The 16650-nt window shown below is 60.9% G+C and carries 18 protein-coding genes; 7 read left to right on the top strand and 11 right to left on the bottom strand.

The genetic code is table 11. The features are described 5' to 3' along the window. Positions 1–191 precede the first annotated feature (191 nt). On the top strand, positions 192–1127 hold the full coding sequence (locus PPN31114_RS02835) for a LysR family transcriptional regulator (RefSeq protein ID WP_150677971.1): 936 nt from the start codon (positions 192–194) through the stop codon (positions 1125–1127). A gap of 57 nt (positions 1128–1184) precedes the next feature. Here PPN31114_RS02835 and PPN31114_RS02830 read toward each other — a convergent pair whose 3' ends face one another. The 3 genes from PPN31114_RS02830 to PPN31114_RS02820 all read right to left on the bottom strand — a co-directional run bounded on the left by PPN31114_RS02830 (position 1185) and on the right by PPN31114_RS02820 (position 6056). Then, positions 1185–2498, bottom strand: coding sequence for a di-heme oxidoreductase family protein (locus PPN31114_RS02830; protein ID WP_246182373.1), 1314 nt, complete (start codon positions 2496–2498; stop codon positions 1185–1187). Between the two features lie 95 nt (positions 2499–2593). After that, positions 2594–4024, bottom strand: a complete 1431-nt coding sequence (locus tag PPN31114_RS02825; protein WP_150677970.1) for an ABC transporter substrate-binding protein — start codon at positions 4022–4024, stop codon at positions 2594–2596. Positions 4025–4049: 25 nt separating this feature from the next. After that, positions 4050–6056 carry a TonB-dependent receptor plug domain-containing protein gene (locus PPN31114_RS02820; protein ID WP_150677969.1) on the bottom strand — a complete coding sequence of 669 codons (2007 nt, stop codon included), beginning with the start codon at positions 6054–6056 and terminating at the stop codon, positions 4050–4052. A gap of 340 nt (positions 6057–6396) precedes the next feature. On the opposite strand from PPN31114_RS02820, the gene PPN31114_RS02815 reads away from it, so the two are divergent. Together PPN31114_RS02815 and PPN31114_RS02810 are read left to right on the top strand one after the other, a co-directional pair. Next, positions 6397–6684, top strand: a complete 288-nt coding sequence (locus tag PPN31114_RS02815) for a YciI family protein (protein ID WP_150677968.1) — start codon at positions 6397–6399, stop codon at positions 6682–6684. Positions 6685–6892: 208 nt separating this feature from the next. Further along, entirely contained in the window at positions 6893–7312 is a 420-nt protein-coding gene (locus PPN31114_RS02810) for an organic hydroperoxide resistance protein (protein WP_150677967.1), read from the top strand. 187 nt (positions 7313–7499) lie between these two features. Here PPN31114_RS02810 and PPN31114_RS02805 read toward each other — a convergent pair whose 3' ends face one another. Beyond that, positions 7500–7733: a hypothetical protein gene (locus tag PPN31114_RS02805; RefSeq protein ID WP_150677966.1), complete on the bottom strand. Its 234-nt coding sequence runs from the start codon at positions 7731–7733 to the stop codon at positions 7500–7502. Positions 7734–8040: 307 nt separating this feature from the next. Between PPN31114_RS02805 and PPN31114_RS02800 the strand changes: the two genes are divergently transcribed. Together PPN31114_RS02800 and PPN31114_RS02795 are read left to right on the top strand one after the other, a co-directional pair. After that, on the top strand, positions 8041–8490 hold the full coding sequence (locus PPN31114_RS02800; RefSeq protein ID WP_150677965.1) for a hypothetical protein: 450 nt from the start codon (positions 8041–8043) through the stop codon (positions 8488–8490). A 74-nt stretch (positions 8491–8564) separates the two neighbouring features. Continuing rightward, complete coding sequence (locus tag PPN31114_RS02795) at positions 8565–9278, top strand: hypothetical protein (RefSeq protein WP_150677964.1); 714 nt, start codon at positions 8565–8567, stop codon at positions 9276–9278. A 33-nt stretch (positions 9279–9311) separates the two neighbouring features. Here PPN31114_RS02795 and PPN31114_RS02790 read toward each other — a convergent pair whose 3' ends face one another. After that, positions 9312–10139 (bottom strand): transporter, encoded by an 828-nt coding sequence (locus tag PPN31114_RS02790; protein ID WP_246182372.1) that lies wholly within the window; start codon positions 10137–10139, stop codon positions 9312–9314. Between the two features lie 210 nt (positions 10140–10349). Between PPN31114_RS02790 and PPN31114_RS02785 the strand changes: the two genes are divergently transcribed. Continuing rightward, on the top strand, positions 10350–11810 hold the full coding sequence (locus tag PPN31114_RS02785; RefSeq protein WP_150677963.1) for a DEAD/DEAH box helicase: 1461 nt from the start codon (positions 10350–10352) through the stop codon (positions 11808–11810). A gap of 12 nt (positions 11811–11822) precedes the next feature. On the opposite strand, the gene PPN31114_RS02780 is transcribed toward PPN31114_RS02785, so the two are convergent. From PPN31114_RS02780 to PPN31114_RS02765, 4 genes are read right to left on the bottom strand one after another with little or no spacing between them, the layout of a single operon-like run. Continuing rightward, the gene (locus PPN31114_RS02780; RefSeq protein ID WP_150677962.1) at positions 11823–13145 is read right to left on the bottom strand and encodes an ATP-binding protein; all 1323 of its coding nucleotides are present in this window, start codon (positions 13143–13145) and stop codon (positions 11823–11825) included. Continuing rightward, complete coding sequence (locus PPN31114_RS02775; RefSeq protein ID WP_150677961.1) at positions 13142–13882, bottom strand: response regulator; 741 nt, start codon at positions 13880–13882, stop codon at positions 13142–13144. The genes PPN31114_RS02780 and PPN31114_RS02775 overlap by 4 nt, the downstream gene beginning before the upstream one ends. An 8-nt stretch (positions 13883–13890) precedes the next feature. Continuing rightward, on the bottom strand, positions 13891–14070 hold the full coding sequence (locus PPN31114_RS02770) for a hypothetical protein (protein WP_150677960.1): 180 nt from the start codon (positions 14068–14070) through the stop codon (positions 13891–13893). Then, positions 14067–14438 (bottom strand): GFA family protein, encoded by a 372-nt coding sequence (locus tag PPN31114_RS02765; protein ID WP_150677959.1) that lies wholly within the window; start codon positions 14436–14438, stop codon positions 14067–14069. Before PPN31114_RS02765 ends, PPN31114_RS02770 begins: the two co-directional genes overlap by 4 nt. Before the next feature lie 252 nt (positions 14439–14690). Here PPN31114_RS02765 and PPN31114_RS02760 point away from each other — a divergent pair, with 252 nt between their 5' ends. Further along, a complete protein-coding gene (locus PPN31114_RS02760; protein WP_150677958.1) occupies positions 14691–15218 on the top strand; it encodes a thioredoxin family protein in 528 nt (175 codons plus the stop codon). Positions 15219–15237: 19 nt separating this feature from the next. Here the strand turns inward: PPN31114_RS02760 and PPN31114_RS02755 are convergent, their stop codons facing one another. Then, positions 15238–15681: an Rrf2 family transcriptional regulator gene (locus PPN31114_RS02755; protein ID WP_150677957.1), complete on the bottom strand. Its 444-nt coding sequence runs from the start codon at positions 15679–15681 to the stop codon at positions 15238–15240. Positions 15682–15688: 7 nt separating this feature from the next. Then, positions 15689–16405 carry a class I SAM-dependent methyltransferase gene (locus PPN31114_RS02750; RefSeq protein WP_150677956.1) on the bottom strand — a complete coding sequence of 239 codons (717 nt, stop codon included), beginning with the start codon at positions 16403–16405 and terminating at the stop codon, positions 15689–15691. Between the last annotated feature and the right edge of the window lie 245 nt (positions 16406–16650).

Genomic DNA, 16650 nt, shown 5'->3' with positions numbered 1-16650 from the left:
CATCGTCAGGCTGCTGCGCCATCGGTGCGGTATGGCGTGCTGCCGGTCGTGAAACGCCTTTCTGCCTTTAACGGCGGGCATTACCGACTGTCATTCGGTGCCCGCATTGGCGACAGGGTTCACTGTAAAGACCGGCGTGTTCGCCAACAATCTCCTATACTCCTCATACTTTGTGAAGCTGGGGATACATAATGCGAGGCAGCGAATTTGCAGATATCCGGGCGTTCGTGACGGTCGCCGAGCAAGGCGCGTTCGCGCGCGCGGCGAATGCACTGGCCGTCTCGCCCTCAGCACTGAGTCAGACGATTCGATCGTTGGAAGAACGTCTGGGGGTGCGGTTGTTCAACCGGACCACCCGCAGCATCAGCCTGACTGACGCCGGTAACGCGCTTTTCGCACGCATGCAGCCGTTGCTTGTGGAATTCAGTGCGGCGCTCGATGAGGTGAATCACTATCGCGACCGGCCAGCGGGCACGCTGAAGGTGTGCGCGCCGCAAATGGCGATCATCCATTTGCTCCAGCCGATGCTCGGTGTGTTTCAGGAGCAATACCCCGACGTGGTGCTCGATCTCACGAGCGACGAAAGCCTTGGGGATATCGTCGCGCGCGGATTCGACGCCGGAATTCGGCTGGGCCGACACGTCGATCAGGATATGGTCGCCGTGCGCGTCGGCCCCGACCTGCGGCAGATTGCCGTCGCCTCGCCCGAGTACCTGAGCAAATACGGCCGTCCGGAAACGCCACACGACCTGCATCGCCACAAGTGCATCAACTGGCGTCGCGCCGGGCAGACCGGCGTATATAGCTGGGAATTTGCCAAGGATGGGCAGTGGTTCGACATCAACGTCACCGGCACGCTGATCGTCAACGACTGTGCCGTCGCGTTGCAAGCCGCGCTTGATGGACTGGGCGTGACCGTCTGGACGGAAGACTGGATGAAGCCCCACTTGCAGTCAGGGCGTCTGGTGCCGCTGCTCGAAGCCTGGTCGCCGCTCACGCCCGGCTTTTATCTCTACCACCCGAGCCGCGTGCGCATGCCCGCCGCACTGCGCGCATTCATCGACGTCGCGAAAAGCGTGTCGATGGAAATGGCACAGGCGAACCGGGCGCCCGCTGCTGGCGCATAACGCCCACAACGTGCACCCAGCGTATTTGACGCATTGGCTACTTCAGTCGCCCAGCTGTCAAAGCGACATTAAGAATCGCAGCAGGTCTGCGCGGGCCTGCGGCGACATTGCGCGATAACGCTCGCGTGCGACGTGTCCTTCGCCGCCGTGCCAAAGAATCGCTTCCTGCACCGTGCGTGCGCGGCCGTCGTGAAGATACGTCGCGTCGGGATTCACCAGCGCCGCCAACCCCAGCCCCCACAACGGCGGCGTTCGCCAGTCGCGTGGCCCCGCGAGAAAGTCGGGGCGACCATCCGCGAGCCCTTGCCCCATGTCATGCAGCAATAGGTCCGTGTATGGCGCGATATCGCGATTGGCCATCGCTGCCAGCGGCGGGAACGCCCCAGTGCGCAGGCTTGGCGTGTGACAGGCCGCGCAGCCGGTTTGCGCGAACAGCCGCTCGCCACGTTTAACTTGCACGTCCTCGACGTCGCGGCGTGGTGGCACCTCCAGCGTGCGCTGGAAATACTCGATGGCGTCGAGTTGGGGGCTTGTCAGATCGGGTTGCCCATCGGTGGGCGCAGCGCGGCAGGCGGTCTGCGCTGCCGGGCAAGTCTTGTGTGGAAACAGCGGCGACGTGATGCCGAGATCGCCCACGAAGGCACTCGCAATCTGCTGCCGTATCGACGGCTGATTCGCTTTCCAGCCGAAGCGCCCGACAACTTGGCGTTTCGTCGCCACATCCCAAACGCGATTGACGCGCCCACGCACGCCGTCCGGCAAACGACGCGCAGCCAATGCGTGCAGCGTGGCATCGTCAATGGCCTCAAGCCAGCCAAGACCATAGACCGGCGAGCCGACGCGGGCCGACGTCATCGTGCCGTGCCCTAGCGGACCAAATGCCAGATCGCTGAACACCAATTGCGGTGCGCGCAAGTGAACCGTCTCGCCGCCCGCCATCCGCTCGACACGCTCGGTGTAATGCACGCGCACCTGCCCTTCCGCGGGCACCCCGGGAATGGCCTTGTCGCCGAGTTGGTCGCCGTAGTTCGGATGCTCGCGCGGCGCCCCCGTTGGCGTGCTGCCCGGCACGCTTAGCCGTACGAGCAGACCGCGTGGTGCTTCGTCGGGTCCGAGCGGTGCGTTGCCACGTCCGAACTTCACGTGACAGGCGATACACGAAATCTGGTTGTAGACCGGACCGAGGCCAGCGATACGCCGGTCCGCAGACGGATAGACCACCCAACTCTGCCGAAACAGCGATCGACCCTCTGCGAACTGCGCAAGCGCCGCGTCATCGTCTGCCACGAACGCCATCGGCATGCCAAAGGCGTCACGCGTGACGAGCGGTTTGATAGGCGGTGTGACAGGCGGAGTGACGGGCGCTGTCATCGACTGCGACATTGCGACAGGCGAAAGCAAGCTGGCAGCCACGCTCATCGTGAATGCGGCCAGCCGTACCGTCCGCTTCGGTGCGCTCTCCCGCTTTATTTGCCCGAACATACCACCCCATCGGCCAGCCATTCACGCACTTGTGCCGTGCGGCCGTTCAATGTCTGCGACCACGTGGCCTCGAGCGCCGTGGCTTGCGTCTGCGCTTTCGGGTCTTGGCGCCGACGGTCGAACGTGGCGCGTAATGCCGGGTCGGCTGCGGTGTTGGCGTCGATCGGGGCTTGTGTCAGCAGGGCGCGGGCTTTCTCAAGACACGCGGTGTCAACATTCACGGCCGGGCGTGGGGTGCCGTTGCCTTCCGTTCCGGCCAGTTGATGCCAGCGCGTCCATACCTCCGTGAGCTCTGCTTTGCGACGCGTGATGAATACGTCGAACAACGCGTTATCGAGCGAGTAGCGTGCGAGCCCCAGCGTCTCTTCATACGTCACGCCAGCCGTTGCAGCATTCGCCGCGAACGGGTCGTAGGTGCCCTTCGGCGCATCGCGATACACACTCGGGCGCACCGGCAGCTTGCGCACGTCCGGCGCAAACAACAGCTTCTGCCCGGCATCGGACAGCACGAACGTGACGAACGTGCGGGCGGCGGCGAGATGCTGCGTATCGCGCAAGATGCCGATATGCGCGGGGGAATATCCGGTGTTGGGCGGATACACGAACGTCAGCGGCGCACCGTTGGCAATCGCTGAACTCGCAAAGAAATCGATGGTGACGGCAATCGAGATCGGTGAGCGCATGCCATGCGACAAGCTAGCGAACGCACCGCCCGTCTCGGCAAACACAAAGTTCGCGCCGGCCTCGGAGAGTAGCGCCCAGCCTTTGTCCCAGCCGTCGGCTTGCAGCACCACGTCGAGCAGCGTGGGCGAGAACCCCACGCGGCTCGGCACCGGGAACATGATGTGTCCCCGATACCTGGGCTGCGTGAGGTCCTGCCACGTCTTAGGCGCAGGCAGCCCCTGACGAGCGAGCGCCGCCGGATCGAGCATGAAGCCGAAGCCCGCGATTTCCGAGGCGACAAAACGTCCGTCCGGATCGGAAATGCGGAACTTGCCGACATGAGACGGCAGGCCGGTAAGGTCGACGTCGAGCTTGCGTAAGGAGCCTTCTTGCCCGAGATCGGCGAAGTTGCGCACAGCCGGAGACCAATAAACATCGACCCCGCCCTGCTTCGGGCCTTGCAGGTAGTCGTAGGCATCGCGATGTTGACGCCACAGAATTTGCAGCGCGATCTCCGGATGCTGTTTCTCGAACGCACGCTCGAAGGTGGCGACCACTTCTTCCGGATAGCTCGTGAGCACCGTGAGCGTCTCGCGTTGCGTTGCACTCGCCGGTTTCGCCGCGGCGGCCGTGGTTGGCGCGTCTGCCGCGATAGCGGGCGCTACCCCGCCCGATAGCGCTACCTGTGCCGCCAGTGCCACCCATACCGCCGACGTGAGCGCCCGAATCGTCTTGCCTGCTACTGCCTGCATGCCCTGCTCCTTCTCGTTACCTGATTCAGAATGCGTAATTCAGATTCACGTAGTAGTTACGGCCCGGTTCCGGGTACCCCTCGGTATAGGCGTAGTTGCGATCGAAGATATTGCGCACGCCAAATTCGGCCGTCACGTTGTGCACCACCTTCCACGCGAGCTTCGCGTTGGCGATACCGAATCCGGCTGCCACGCGTCGCCCGTCGCTGGAGCTAAAGCGCGACGAGGTGAATTCCGTGTCGCCGCTCACGGCGACCTTCGACGTGATGTTCCACTTCCCGTACAGGAACAGCTTGTGGCGCGGCACGTCCGTGAGCACGATCGACGGATCGCTGCGGTTCTGACGATTGATGTACGTGTAGTTGCCGCCGATTTCGATGTCGTCGCCGATCTGGGTATTGACCGATGCCTCGATGCCCTGCGCCACCACGTGCCCAACGTTTTGCATCTGCGTGCAAGGCGGGCTGCTGCAAGCGCTGGCCGGGATCGATGCGGCCTGAATCAAGTCGCGGATGTCGCTGTAAAACAGGTTCAACGTGCCCATGGTGCCCGGGGCAATACGCTCGCTGTAGCCGATTTCCACGTTGGTGGCGTGTTCCGGGCGCAGACCCGCATTCGGAATCGCCGTGCCCATGCGGTACGAGTAGCGATCTTTGATCGTGGGGAAGCGGCTCTTCTCAGCCACACCCAGATGCAACTTGCCGCTCGGCGAGGTTTTATAGACCATGCCGAGTTGCGGATTCCATGCGTCGACGTTGTCCTTCGGGAAGCCGACAATCTGGTTTGCGGCGTTCACGTCTTCAGCACGGCGCGTGATGCGCTTGTCGTAGCTCACGCCACCTTGCACCGAGAATTTGTCGGTGAACTCGTGCGTGTCTTCCAGACCGAACGACAGCGTGGCGTCTTCGAAATGCTGATCCGGTTTGCCCGGATTGATTTCGTGGTGATAGTCGTTCTTGATGTGCGCCGCAAACTTCAGCGTGTTGGCCGTGAAGAGCTTCGTGCCCACTTCGGCGCTTGCACCCCACGTGTGATCGTCGTAAGACGAGTTGGACGAGGACTTCTTGAGTTGCGTCGAGTAAGTGGCGTCGTCGTACATGCTCAGACCGTTTTTGTAACGGTCGTAATAGGCACGCACTTTCAAATAGCTGTCGCTGCCCAGTTGCGTGCGCGAGATGTAGTACAGGCTTTCCTTGTCCCAGTACGGCCAGCGCCAGTAGCGGATGTTTTGCGTCGGGTCGGTGCCGGCGTACGGCGGGTTGCCCTTATCGCCGACCTGATTGATGTAGTTCAGCGAGTATTCGTCGGTCGCGTTCGGCGTGAAACCGATCTTGACGTTGATCTTCTTGTCACGATTGTCCGAGTTGTTGCGCCGCCCCGGGGCTTGAGCGGAGGTGCCCTTGAAGGCGTCGGACAACGTGTAGAAATCGCGTTCCAGATACGAGCCGCTGATCTGGAAGTACCACAGGCCTTGATTGCTGCCGATGTTGAAGTTGCCCTGATAGCCGTTGTTGGCGAACTGGCGGTCGAACACGAGGCCACCGCCGATGTTGCCTTCGAACTTGCTCTGCGGGCGGCGGCTCACCAGATTGATCACACCGCCCAGTGTGTTCGGGCCTGCCAGCACGGAGCTGTAGCCCTTCTGGACTTCGATGGTGCCGATGTCGAACGTGGTGAATCGCGCGAGGTCGACGTAGCCGTCGTACGACACGTAGACAGGGATGCCGTCGATGAGCAGCGGCACTTGTCGCATGTCGAAGCCGCGCACGTAGACCATTTCTTCGTTACGCGGGCCGACTTTGGAGATGTTCACGCCCGGGAGCATGTCCAGGGCGGCGCCGACCGTCACGCGGTTGGCCTGCTCGATCTGCTCGGCATCGAGCGTTTGGGTGCCGACCGGGATGCGGTCGGCCTTGGCGGTCACATCCACGCGGCCTAGCTCGAAGACCGGCTCTTCTGCGGCATAGCCGACGGTGGACGACATCGCTGCCGCGACTACCAGCGGGAGCTTACGCTTGGACAACTTCTTCATCGTAAAACGCACTGCTATGTCCCCTTCTTCGTCTTGTTGTTCGTCGCTATATAGCGACTTATATAACGATGGTCGCGCGAAATGCCGGACGCGAAGCGACGCAACGGAGCCTTTAAGGGGGTCCGGTATGGGCAAATCGGGAGCGGGTCGCGCGAACGCGGTTGCGCCGTATGAAACCAATGACGGCGGAGGGAGCGTAGGGGAAAGTAAAAATCTTGGCAAGCAAATGACGGTCTATGATGATCATTCGTTCGCCGTGATACTGGTTTTCGGGACACTCGTCAGGCGTACGAATCAATCCCCCTCGTCGTGTCCCCCAATCTTTGACAGGATTTAAAGGATGTACATCGTCGAACTGACTTATCTGCAACCCATGAGCGCGATCGACGCCCAACTTGAGGCACATCGCGCTTTTCTTGCGACGCAATATGAGCGCGGTCTGTTTATTGCATCGGGCCCCAAAAACCCACGGGATGGGGGTGTGATTGTTGTGTCCGGGAAAGTCTCTCGTGCGGAATTGGACGCGCGCATTGCGCTTGATCCGTTCCATATTCATGGATTGGCCGATTACCGGGTGATCGAGTTTTCGCCGGTGAAATCGCATCCGCAGGTGACTAATTTGTTGTGAGTGCGATTGGGTTCAGGGTTGGGTTTGTATCGCTATGTATCTAACGCTGGCGCGGACACAAAGCGTTGCCTGCGAGCGCTAAGCCGACACATCTGCGATACAGCCGCTTAGTTCAATGCGGGAAGTCGATGTTGCACACGCCGGACGCTCCGGCATCGACATCGTTTCCCGCGTCGGCACACGGCGCATTACCCAGCAGAGGCAACGCATGACCCAACTCGATAAAGTTCTTTATACCGGCCGGACTCACACGACTTCCGGTGGCCGCGACGGCTCGGCACGCAGCGACGATGGTCGACTCGACATTGCGCTTTCCTCCCCCGGCACTAAGGGCGCGGGTACCAATCCGGAGCAGTTGTTCGCAGCGGGTTGGTCGGCGTGCTTCATTGGTGCGATTGGGCTGGCTGCGCAGGCCGCGAAGGTGACGTTGCCGGAGGATCTGTCGGTCGACGCTGAGGTTGATCTCGGGCGCATCGGTGACGGGTATGCATTGCAAGCTCGCTTGTTGGTGAATCTGCCGGGCGTGCCGCGTGATACGGCGCAGGCGTTGATCGACGCCGCACATAACACCTGCCCGTACTCGAAGGCCACCCGCGGCAATATTGACGTGACGATTACGCTGGCCTGATGTAGGGGCGATGTAGGGTTGTCTGGTGTGCGCAAAGGGATTGGCGGCACCGGACAATTTCTTTACGGCGCGATTGCGAAAAAAGGGCGGGACGACATTGTTTTCATGTCGCCCCGCCCTTTCGCGTTCTTGGTGGTTGCGGGTGATTGCCGCGTTTGCCGCAACCACCTGCCTTCCTTGCGACCGCTCACGCGCCTTTGTACAACGTCATGTTCAGATGGTCGATCTGCCCCGACGTTTCGGCCGTCACGAGTTGGTTATGTACCTGCGAGGCGCTAAGCGCCGGGCCACTTTCCGGCGTCCAGTGCGAAGCGTGAACGGCATTGCCCGCGCTCGTCAAAACTGCGTCAGTGCCAGCGGCATAAGCTGCACCAGCGGTGCCAAGCGCGGCGAGCGAAACTGCAATCATCAATGCTTTCATGGTGATTCTCCAAAAGGTTTCAGGATTCACAACGCGCGGATATTGGGTTGATTTCCGATGCGTCTGCATCGATCCGCCGTTGAAGCCATTACACCGTCCGGAGGTATCTGGGGTTTGTCTGAGGTGGGGGCGGGTGTATGCGTGCGTAGCAGATGAGGTTGGAGATACGTGGCGATACAAATTCATTGCCAGTAAAGAGTATTGCGCAACGGGGCCTGCTAGAATTTGGCGCAATCAGTCGCGGTTTAGGTCGAATCAGAAGTATTCACATAGCAAAAATCACTATTTCAACGCTATTCCAACGCCAATGAACTCACTGACTTGGGCTGATATTTTTATCGATGCCGCACTCTTGGATTTCGCCACCTTGTTGGAACAGTGGCCCGGACTTGTCACCGGTCAGGTTCGGCCGATAGGCGCATCTGTATTTGGCAACCTATTCCTGGAGAGACGATCTGGGGAAGTCGAGAAGATCGATGTCCTCGAAGGCGGCCTCCATCGCGTAGCGAATAGCTTTAGCGAATTTGCGGGTCTGATGAATTCCCAACAATGGCAAGAGCAAAATCTGCTCACTGTGGGAATCGCCCTGCTGAAGGAAAAAGGGGTCACCCGGGGTGTCGGGCAATTCTATGGATTTGCCCCACATCCTGCCTTGGTGGGAAGCATCGAGTGGTCGACCGTCATGCCGCTCGACGCAGTCGTTTGGAACTCGATTTGCGCTCAAGTGCTGTCGGCACCCAATGCGATAAAGGATTGATTCTTCCTGCCGTGACAGGCGCATTCTCGTTACATCACGGGAATGCTCGGTAGTCGCTTAGGCAGTTCTATTGCGTGCACGAAACCTGGGGGGTGTCGATGCGAGCAACATTCGTGTGTTTGGTGCTGCTGCTTGCCGGTCCGGCAATGGCACAAAGCAGCAATTGCGACTGCCAGCAAATTGTCGGCGCATGTGCCGCGTCCGTCCGGGTCGTACCGACTGACGCGAAAAAGGGAAGTTATGGCGCGGACCTCTTGATTACATCGACTGCGCCAACTTGTTCCAAGGTCGATTATTTTGTCGATGGAACGCCCTACTTCACCATCCTGAATCAAGGAAACACAGGTGAAGACCGCGTCTTTGGACAAAAGCCGATTTCACGGGAAAACGTCTCGTCGATCAGTTGCCACGTTTGCGCCTCGACGACTCCCCGTAGCGCCCCCGCAGCCCAGCCGGTACCCGCGCGAACCAATGGCTTGGACGGGCAATGGCACGCTGCCGCTTGTCCGGGTGCGCCGGGGTGGTGGGGCAGCGGCGGCCCGGCTCGAGATGTGACGATATCGCTTTCGCTCCGGGCCGGACAGGTGGTGGGAACGCTCGACGAACACAGTGCTGCCTACAGCTACACAGCCCAACTTTCCGGTGCCTCGGTAGCCGAAGGAGCAAAGCTGCAAAGCAGTGTGGGTAGTTCGCATCAGATGACGCTATCGGCCGATGGCAAAACGCTCACCGATCACTGGTGCAACAAGGACGGCGGCTGCGCCGTCTGCCTCATGGAGCGTCAATAAGCTGCCGCTCCTGCACGCCATAGCCCGCGCCGCTTATTTCGGGAAAAGGAACGTCACAATCACCCGCGCACCCCAGCCGTGCGGCCCGGAATCCGGGCTGGCGGCGTAGTAGCGCACCCCACCGCCTACGCTGATCGGTTGTCCACCGACCTTGATTAATTTGGTCACGGTGAAGTTGAGTGGCGTCGTCCACTGCCTGCGCGGCCAGTCATAAGTCGATTCGGTGTCGAGGCCAAACGTCCATGCGTCCTTCGTCGTGTAATTGAGGAACGGCTGCAAGAACGTGGAGCTGACCGATGCGCGATCGCCTTCGCCTGCGAAGGACCAGATGTGATTGGCGAGCAACCCGTATGTCCAGCCATGCGACTGCATGAGCAACACGCCGGTGGGCCCCGCGCCCCATTTCCGGCTCGACAAGAGCGCAGACGTGCCAGTGGGCACCAAAAACGCCGGGCCGACACCCCAGATCAGGCCGCTCGCCGTCGGCTTTTGCGGCGAAAAGAACAGGCTCTGGACCACATCGCCCAGCCCCGTTTGCGTTCCCGAACCGGGAGAGATGTTGGTTTGCGATGTGATCGGAACGATGGTCCGTGAAATGACGTTCCAATCCTCGTTCAGATGGAACGGAATGACCGGCTGGAAATTGAGCAGAAACTTGTGACCGTCTCGCCCCGGGCCGATGTTGTCGTCGTAATTGAATTGGAATGGGACGCTAATCAACGCCGCGACAGGATTGCTCAACTGCTTTGCAAGATCCTGGTCGCTTTGCGCATGCCCAATCGAGGGCGTGAGCGACAAGGCCAGCGCCGCAATGCCAGCCAGTCCCGTTAGGCGACGATGCTGGCGCTTCATCATTGGCATGGTGCGCTCCGGTATGACGATCTGGCGGACTGCTCGGCCGCCACTGCCTTAAATGGATTGAAAACCGGCAGTCAGTCTCTCGGAAAAACAGGGCCGTGACGATTGGTAGTTTGGGCAACCCGATTGCCCTTCCGGGCATACCAAACCAAGTTCCCGCTGAGAACTCGCGAGTCGCCGTTAAAATGACGGTTTTTCGCCGGAACACGCCCCATGTCTTTTGCCTCGCTTGGCCTGATCGAGCCGTTACTGCGCAACTTGCAGGACCTCAAGTACCAGACACCTACGCCGGTGCAGGCCAAGGCGATTCCTGTTGTGCTGAGTGGCAAAGACGTGATGGCCGCAGCGCAGACGGGCACCGGCAAGACGGCTGGTTTCGCACTGCCGCTATTGCAGCGCCTCGTGCAGCAAGGCCCGGCAGTCTCGAGCAACCGCGCCCGAGTGCTCGTGCTAGTGCCCACGCGTGAGCTTGCCGAGCAAGTGCTGCAAAGCTTTGTTGAATACGGCAAAGGTCTCAACTTGCGATTTCTCGCAGCCTACGGTGGCGTGAGTCTCAATCCGCAAATGATGAAGCTGCGCAAAGGCGTCGATGTCCTCGTTGCCACGCCGGGCCGCTTGCTAGACCTCAATCGCCAGAACGCCGTCCAATTCGATCAAGTCGAAACGCTGGTGCTCGATGAAGCCGACCGCATGCTCGATCTCGGTTTCGCCCGCGAACTCAACGCCGTGTTTGCCGCCCTGCCCGCCAAGCGCCAGACGCTGCTCTTCTCCGCCACGTTCACCGACGATATCCGCGCGATGGCGGAAGGGATTCTGCGCGACCCGGTCAATATCAGCGTCAGCCCGCCCAACGTCACCGCCAGCAAGATCAAGCAGTGGGTCGTGACCGTCGACAAGAAGAACAAGCCCGACCTCTTCATGCACCTCGTGGCCGAGAACAAATGGACGCACGCGCTGGTGTTCGTCAAAACGCGCAATGGCGTGGATTATTTGGCGGGCGTTCTGGATGAAGCCGGGTATTCAGTCGACACCATTCACGGCGACAAACCGCAGCCCGCGCGCCTGCGCGCACTGGAGCGTTTCAAAGCCGGAGAAGTCGGGATGCTGGTCGCCACCGATGTGGCCGCGCGCGGGCTCGATATCGATGATCTGCCGCTGGTGATTAATGTCGATCTGCCGATCGTGGCGCAAGACTATGTGCACCGAATTGGCCGTACCGGCCGTGCAGGCGCGAGTGGCGTTGCGGTGTCGCTCGTGTGCGCCGACGAAGCGCCGCAGCTGGCCGCGATTGAAGCATTGATCGGGCAGACGCTGACCCGCGAGGAAGAACCGGGTTTTGAAGCCGAACACCGTGTGCCGCAAACCAGCGCGACGGGGCAGATCATCAAGAAACCCAAGAAGCCTAAGAAACCGAAGGTGTTCCAGGGCGCGCCAAGTGCCCCGCATGCGCCCAGCAAAAAACCGAACACGCTGAATGCTGGCAACAAACGCAAACCTGCGACGCAGCGGGCTGGGGCCACAGGCAATAACACAACCGTCGTAGCCAACAACGCAAGCGCCCCCGGCAATCCCTTCGGCTACGCGGCGCAAAAGCAGCGCAACAAGCCCGCCAGCAAGACAGCGGGTTCAGGCAAGCCCGCGACCAAACCCGCAGGTGGCCGCGGCAAGCGCTAATCTTCGTGTGCTTTAGTGCAACGAAAGCCGCGCCTCCAGCCCTCCCCCTTCACGATTGCGCAACGTAAGCGTTGCATCCATCGCCTGTGCTAACTGCCGGGCGATGGCCAACCCCAATCCGGTGCCGCCAGTATTGCGATTGCGCGAAGTCTCCACGCGGACAAACGGCGCAAACACCGCTTCGAGCATATCGTCAGGAATCCCTGGGCCCTTGTCGCGGATCACGATGTCGACACCGCGCGCGTGCGTCGAGACTTCCATCGCTGCCTCGCCGCCGTACTTGATCGCGTTATCCACCAGATTTCCAACGATACGGCGCAACGCCTGTGGACGCGTCACCATCGGCTTGCCCAGTTGCCCAGTGAGCGTTACCGGTTCCCCCGCATCCACATAGTCGTACACGAGACTTTCCAGCAACGCATCGAGATCGACCTTACAAGGCGCTTCCGACGCGCCATGCAACGTGCGCGCATACGTCACGCCTTCCTTGACCAGCGTTTCCATCTCGCGCAAATCCTGTTGCAAGCGCACGGCGGACGATTGGTCATCCATCGTGTCGACGCGCAAGCGCATGCGAGTAATCGGCGTCTGCAAATCGTGTGAGATCGACGCCAGAATCTGCATCCGCTCGGTCATGTAACTGCCAATACGATCCTGCATCGCATTGAACGCGCGCGCGGCTCTCGCCACTTCGGACGGCCCCGTCTCCTTCAACCGCTCGGCGCGCAGATCCGGCCCCAGCGTATCCGCCGCTTTCGCCAGCGCATTCAACGGTCGCGTCGCCACACGTACGGCCAGCCAGCAGCAACCTGCAATCATCAACAGTTGCAACACCAGCACAGCCGGAAGCCAACCCGACAACGGCAGCGTCGGCATCGGCAACACGTCGATGGTGAGCGGCGACCCATCCGTCAGCCGCAAATGCACTTGCAGCCGGTCAGGGTCGCCGGGCACGCTGTTGACCGTCAACGGATACGACACGCCGATCGCATCCTTGATCACCGTCGCGACCTGCATCGCCAGCGCCGAATCGGGATGACCACCCGGCACGCCCTGCCCGAGTTCGAACCGATAGCTGCGGCGCGCCAAACGCGGCAGCCACTGCGCTCGCTCGGCCGCAGGCAAATGATCGAGCAACGCCACGGAGCTTGCCACTTCGCTCTCGATGTAGATGCTCATCATGCTGGACGTGACGCGATTGCGCTCGGTCATGGTGAGCCAGAACGAGAGCGCCTGCGACAACGCCAATCCGATAAACAGGATGATCGCCAGACGCGCGAACAGCGACCTCGGCCAATGCCAGAACGTCTGGCGAATCGTCGTCGACTCGCTCATTCCGGTGCCGCCACTACCGTCACGTTCGCGCAAAACACATAGCCTTCGTTGCGTAGTGTTTTGATATAGCGAGGCTCACGCGCACCATCGCGCAACCGTTGCCGCAAACGGCTAATCAGCAAATCGATCGATCGGTCGAACGCATCCGCCTGCCGCCCCTGCGTGAGATTCAACAACTGATCGCGCGTGAGCACCCGTTGCGGATGATCGAGCAATACACGCAACAGGCGATACTCGGCACCGCTCAGGGCCACCTGCGTGCCGTCGGTATCGAGCAAATGGCGCGCCGTGGTGTCGAGTTGCCATTCGCCAAAGCCCAGCACTTCTGCCGTCTCCGTTACCTGCATCCCCGGCGGCAACATCCGCGTGCGGCGCAGCACCGACTTGATACGCGCCAACAGCTCACGCACGGCAAACGGCTTGGCGAGGTAATCGTCGGCGCCCATTTCCAAGCCCACGATGCGATCGGTCTCCTCACTGCGCGCTGTGAGCATCAGCACCGGCACCGCGCGAAACTTGCCCGCGCGCAGCTCACGGCATAGCACCAAACCGTCGTCGCCGGGCAGCATCAAATCCAGCACGATCAGATCGGGCGCGCCGTCCGCCAGTACCGCGCGCATCTCGCGCCCATTGGCGGCGACGCTCACGCGCATGCCGTTCTTCTCGAGATAATCGGCGAGCAGCTCTCGAATACCGCGATCGTCGTCGACGATCAACACATGATCGATTTTGTCCATGCGGGCGATTATAGCGACGAGTCTTTAACAGGTTTACCGTTCGGATCTTGCGGCGTACGACGACGTCCACGCTCCGGCACCGGCTGCATCCCCCGGCTTGCGGAAGCAAGGTTGCATTGCAACGGATGCGTGATTTCCGCGCACAAACCACCCGCCAGAAAGGCAATCAGGCTCAGCAGGCGTCTCATGCGTCCTCCACTACGGACAACGATTGCCCATCGGCCACCGATGCGTCGATGGCATACGGATCGATCCCCTCGAGACAGCCGATATTCACCCGCCACATGCCGGGCGACGTGCGCGACGCGTGGAACGTGTAGATACCGCAATGCTTACAGAAGTAGTGGCGGGCGACGCGGGTGTTGAACTGGTAGCAGGTCAGTTCGTCTTCGCCGCTGAGAATGCGCAGGTTTTCCGCCGGAAAGGCTGGGGACATCAATGCCCCTTTGCGGCGGCAGAGGCTGCAATTACAGCGCGCGGCAGGCTCCACCGGCGTCTGCACTTCAAAACGGACAGCCCCGCAGTGGCAGGACCCTTGTAACGGTTGGGACGACATCGTTTGCCTCCTTATTTGATTGGGGAAGATGCGCCGCTGGCGCTCTCGATGTCTGCTTTATAGCCCAAACAGAAAACCCGTTTGTATCACTGTGTATCTGGCCTGTACGCCGATACATGACATTGCAGGAATGGGGGGTGGCGCACACATGCCGGATACGCCCGAGGGGTGAAATGGCGTCACTGATTCAACCGAATCGATTCACTGCCCGCCATCGCGGCAGCGACCCCATCACCCACGGAGACTCACGCCATGCTTACGCTGATCAGAAGTGCCTTTGTCGCCCTCGCTCTCACCGGCCTTGCCGCCAGCGCCCCTTCGCAAGCCGCCCCCGCGCGCACCACCGTCGCCCCGGAATTCACCGGCATCGAGACGTGGCTCAACAGCCCGCCGCTCACGCTGTCGCAACTGCGCGGCAAAGTGGTGCTCGTCGATTTTTGGACGTACTCGTGCATTAACTGCATTCACACGTTGCCGTACGTGCAGCAGTGGTATCAGAAGTACAAAGATCAGGGGCTGGTCGTCGTGGGCGTGCACACGCCGGAGTTTGCCTTCGAGCGCGACACCGGCAATGTGCGCGATGCCATTCGCCGTTTCGGCCTGACCTACCCGGTCGCACAAGACAATCGTTACGCCACGTGGAAGGCCTACGACAACATGTATTGGCCGGGCTTCTATCTCGTCGACAAGAACGGCAAGATCGTCTACACGCACTTCGGCGAAGGCGATTACGACAAGACCGAGGCGGCCATCAAGGCGCAACTGAGCGCGGCGCAGTAGTCGTGCGCCACGCCAGCGCTCAGGCGTGAGGCAAGCCCGCGTCTCGGCAGATCGCGTCGAAGTTCTGCGCCAGATCGGCCAGCGTAATCGCACCGAGACGCTTAATCAGAATGGCCTCCGCTTCTCGCAACGCCCCGTCGAGCGCCGCGTTCACCGTGCGCTCGACGGCACATTCAGGGTTGTCGCTCTCCACGCCGATGGCGAAAAGATGTGGACCGCCCACGGCACGGTGAATGTCCAGCAATGTGATGTCTTGCAGATCGCAAGCAATCGACCAACCGCCGCCATGGCCTTTGCCCGAGCGCACGTATCCAGCGTCGCGCAGTCCCGCCATGGTGCGCCTGACCACGACGGGGTTGGTGCGCAGCATCTGCGCAAATTGCTCGGACGTGAACGGCGCATCGTGTCGCGCCATATGCAGCAGCACGTGCAGCATGCGCGAGAGTCGGCTATCGCTTCTCATCGTGCCCTCACGCCGCTTGCGCCACCAATGCCTGACGCGCGTACCAACCGTGGATCAGCCCGCTTTGAAAGCAGCGCACCGGCGCGTCGAAACCGCCCGCGGCGATGATCTCGCTCACCGACTCCGGCGGCACCACGGCCACCTGACGGCCATACATCTCCCGCGAACGATCGCGAATTTCAGGCGCGACCGACATCATGTTGAACCACACGTCGAGCAAGCTTTTCCCCGTCTCCGACGCCATATCGCATGCCAGATCGGCGCTCGCCAAATAAGCCCCCGGGCGCAACCGTTCGGCAATACCTCGGAAGAAGCCGCGACGGCTAGCGGGGTCGGTAATGAACTGCGACACGAGCAATGACGTCGCGCCATCGAACGGCCCGCTCGGCGGCAAGGTGTCCAGATAGCCCGAGTGAAACACGCACCGATCGGCAATCCCCGCCGCCTCGGCTTTGCGCCGAAACACGTCGAGCATCGGTGCCGACGGCTCGACGGCTGTAAAACGCCAGCCCGGATTGCGCTGCGCAAAGTACAAAATCTCGGCCCCCGTTCCCGTGCCAACGCTCAACACATGCGCTTGCGCCGGCAACCCGGCGAACACATTGCCGATCACCAGTTGCAGCGCATCGCGCAGCGGCGACATTGCGCGCCACGTGTCGTCGTAGTTCGCGGCGTGTTGGTCGAACATCGCAATCGTCGCTTCCTGATTGGCTTTGTGATCCATTTTTGCCCTCGGCATCGGGTTTACGTAACTTTCGATGTTGCATAATGCCACGCATGGCCGCCCTATGACAAGCACGCCATCCGCCCCGAACGCATCCGATTCACGCGCAAGTGAGTCGATTTCATCGACCGCGCCCTAAATAACGACTGGTAGATGTCGTTAAGCCTTTCAGGCGCCCCATTTCCTTACCGGGGCTTACACGAACTGCACCATTCCTGCGACGCGCGTGAATACGCGCCTGCCGC

The organism is Pandoraea pneumonica (genome assembly GCF_902459645.1).
In the GTDB taxonomy this organism is placed as follows: Bacteria; Pseudomonadota; Gammaproteobacteria; order Burkholderiales; family Burkholderiaceae; genus Pandoraea; species Pandoraea pneumonica.
This window is presented reverse-complemented; position numbering and strand designations above follow the sequence as displayed.

Bases quoted from the DNA above. Each gene is read 5' to 3' on its own strand.
- PPN31114_RS02835 (WP_150677971.1), top strand. From the start codon at position 192: ATGCGAGGCAGCGAATTTGCAGATATCCGGGCGTTCGTGACGGTCGCC.
- PPN31114_RS02755 (WP_150677957.1), bottom strand. From the start codon at position 15,681: ATGAGAAGCGATAGCCGACTCTCGCGCATGCTGCACGTGCTGCTGCAT.
- PPN31114_RS02765 (WP_150677959.1), bottom strand. From the start codon at position 14,438: ATGTCGTCCCAACCGTTACAAGGGTCCTGCCACTGCGGGGCTGTCCGT.
- PPN31114_RS02815 (WP_150677968.1), top strand. From the start codon at position 6,397: ATGTACATCGTCGAACTGACTTATCTGCAACCCATGAGCGCGATCGAC.
- PPN31114_RS02775 (WP_150677961.1), bottom strand. From the start codon at position 13,882: ATGGACAAAATCGATCATGTGTTGATCGTCGACGACGATCGCGGTATT.
- PPN31114_RS02785 (WP_150677963.1), top strand. From the start codon at position 10,350: ATGTCTTTTGCCTCGCTTGGCCTGATCGAGCCGTTACTGCGCAACTTG.
- PPN31114_RS02750 (WP_150677956.1), bottom strand. From the start codon at position 16,405: ATGGATCACAAAGCCAATCAGGAAGCGACGATTGCGATGTTCGACCAA.
- PPN31114_RS02805 (WP_150677966.1), bottom strand. From the start codon at position 7,733: ATGAAAGCATTGATGATTGCAGTTTCGCTCGCCGCGCTTGGCACCGCT.
- PPN31114_RS02760 (WP_150677958.1), top strand. From the start codon at position 14,691: ATGCTTACGCTGATCAGAAGTGCCTTTGTCGCCCTCGCTCTCACCGGC.
- PPN31114_RS02810 (WP_150677967.1), top strand. From the start codon at position 6,893: ATGACCCAACTCGATAAAGTTCTTTATACCGGCCGGACTCACACGACT.
- PPN31114_RS02770 (WP_150677960.1), bottom strand. From the start codon at position 14,070: ATGAGACGCCTGCTGAGCCTGATTGCCTTTCTGGCGGGTGGTTTGTGC.
- PPN31114_RS02780 (WP_150677962.1), bottom strand. From the start codon at position 13,145: ATGAGCGAGTCGACGACGATTCGCCAGACGTTCTGGCATTGGCCGAGG.
- PPN31114_RS02820 (WP_150677969.1), bottom strand. From the start codon at position 6,056: ATGAAGAAGTTGTCCAAGCGTAAGCTCCCGCTGGTAGTCGCGGCAGCG.
- PPN31114_RS02800 (WP_150677965.1), top strand. From the start codon at position 8,041: ATGAACTCACTGACTTGGGCTGATATTTTTATCGATGCCGCACTCTTG.
- PPN31114_RS02790 (WP_246182372.1), bottom strand. From the start codon at position 10,139: ATGCCAATGATGAAGCGCCAGCATCGTCGCCTAACGGGACTGGCTGGC.
- PPN31114_RS02825 (WP_150677970.1), bottom strand. From the start codon at position 4,024: ATGCAGGCAGTAGCAGGCAAGACGATTCGGGCGCTCACGTCGGCGGTA.
- PPN31114_RS02830 (WP_246182373.1), bottom strand. From the start codon at position 2,498: ATGACAGCGCCCGTCACTCCGCCTGTCACACCGCCTATCAAACCGCTC.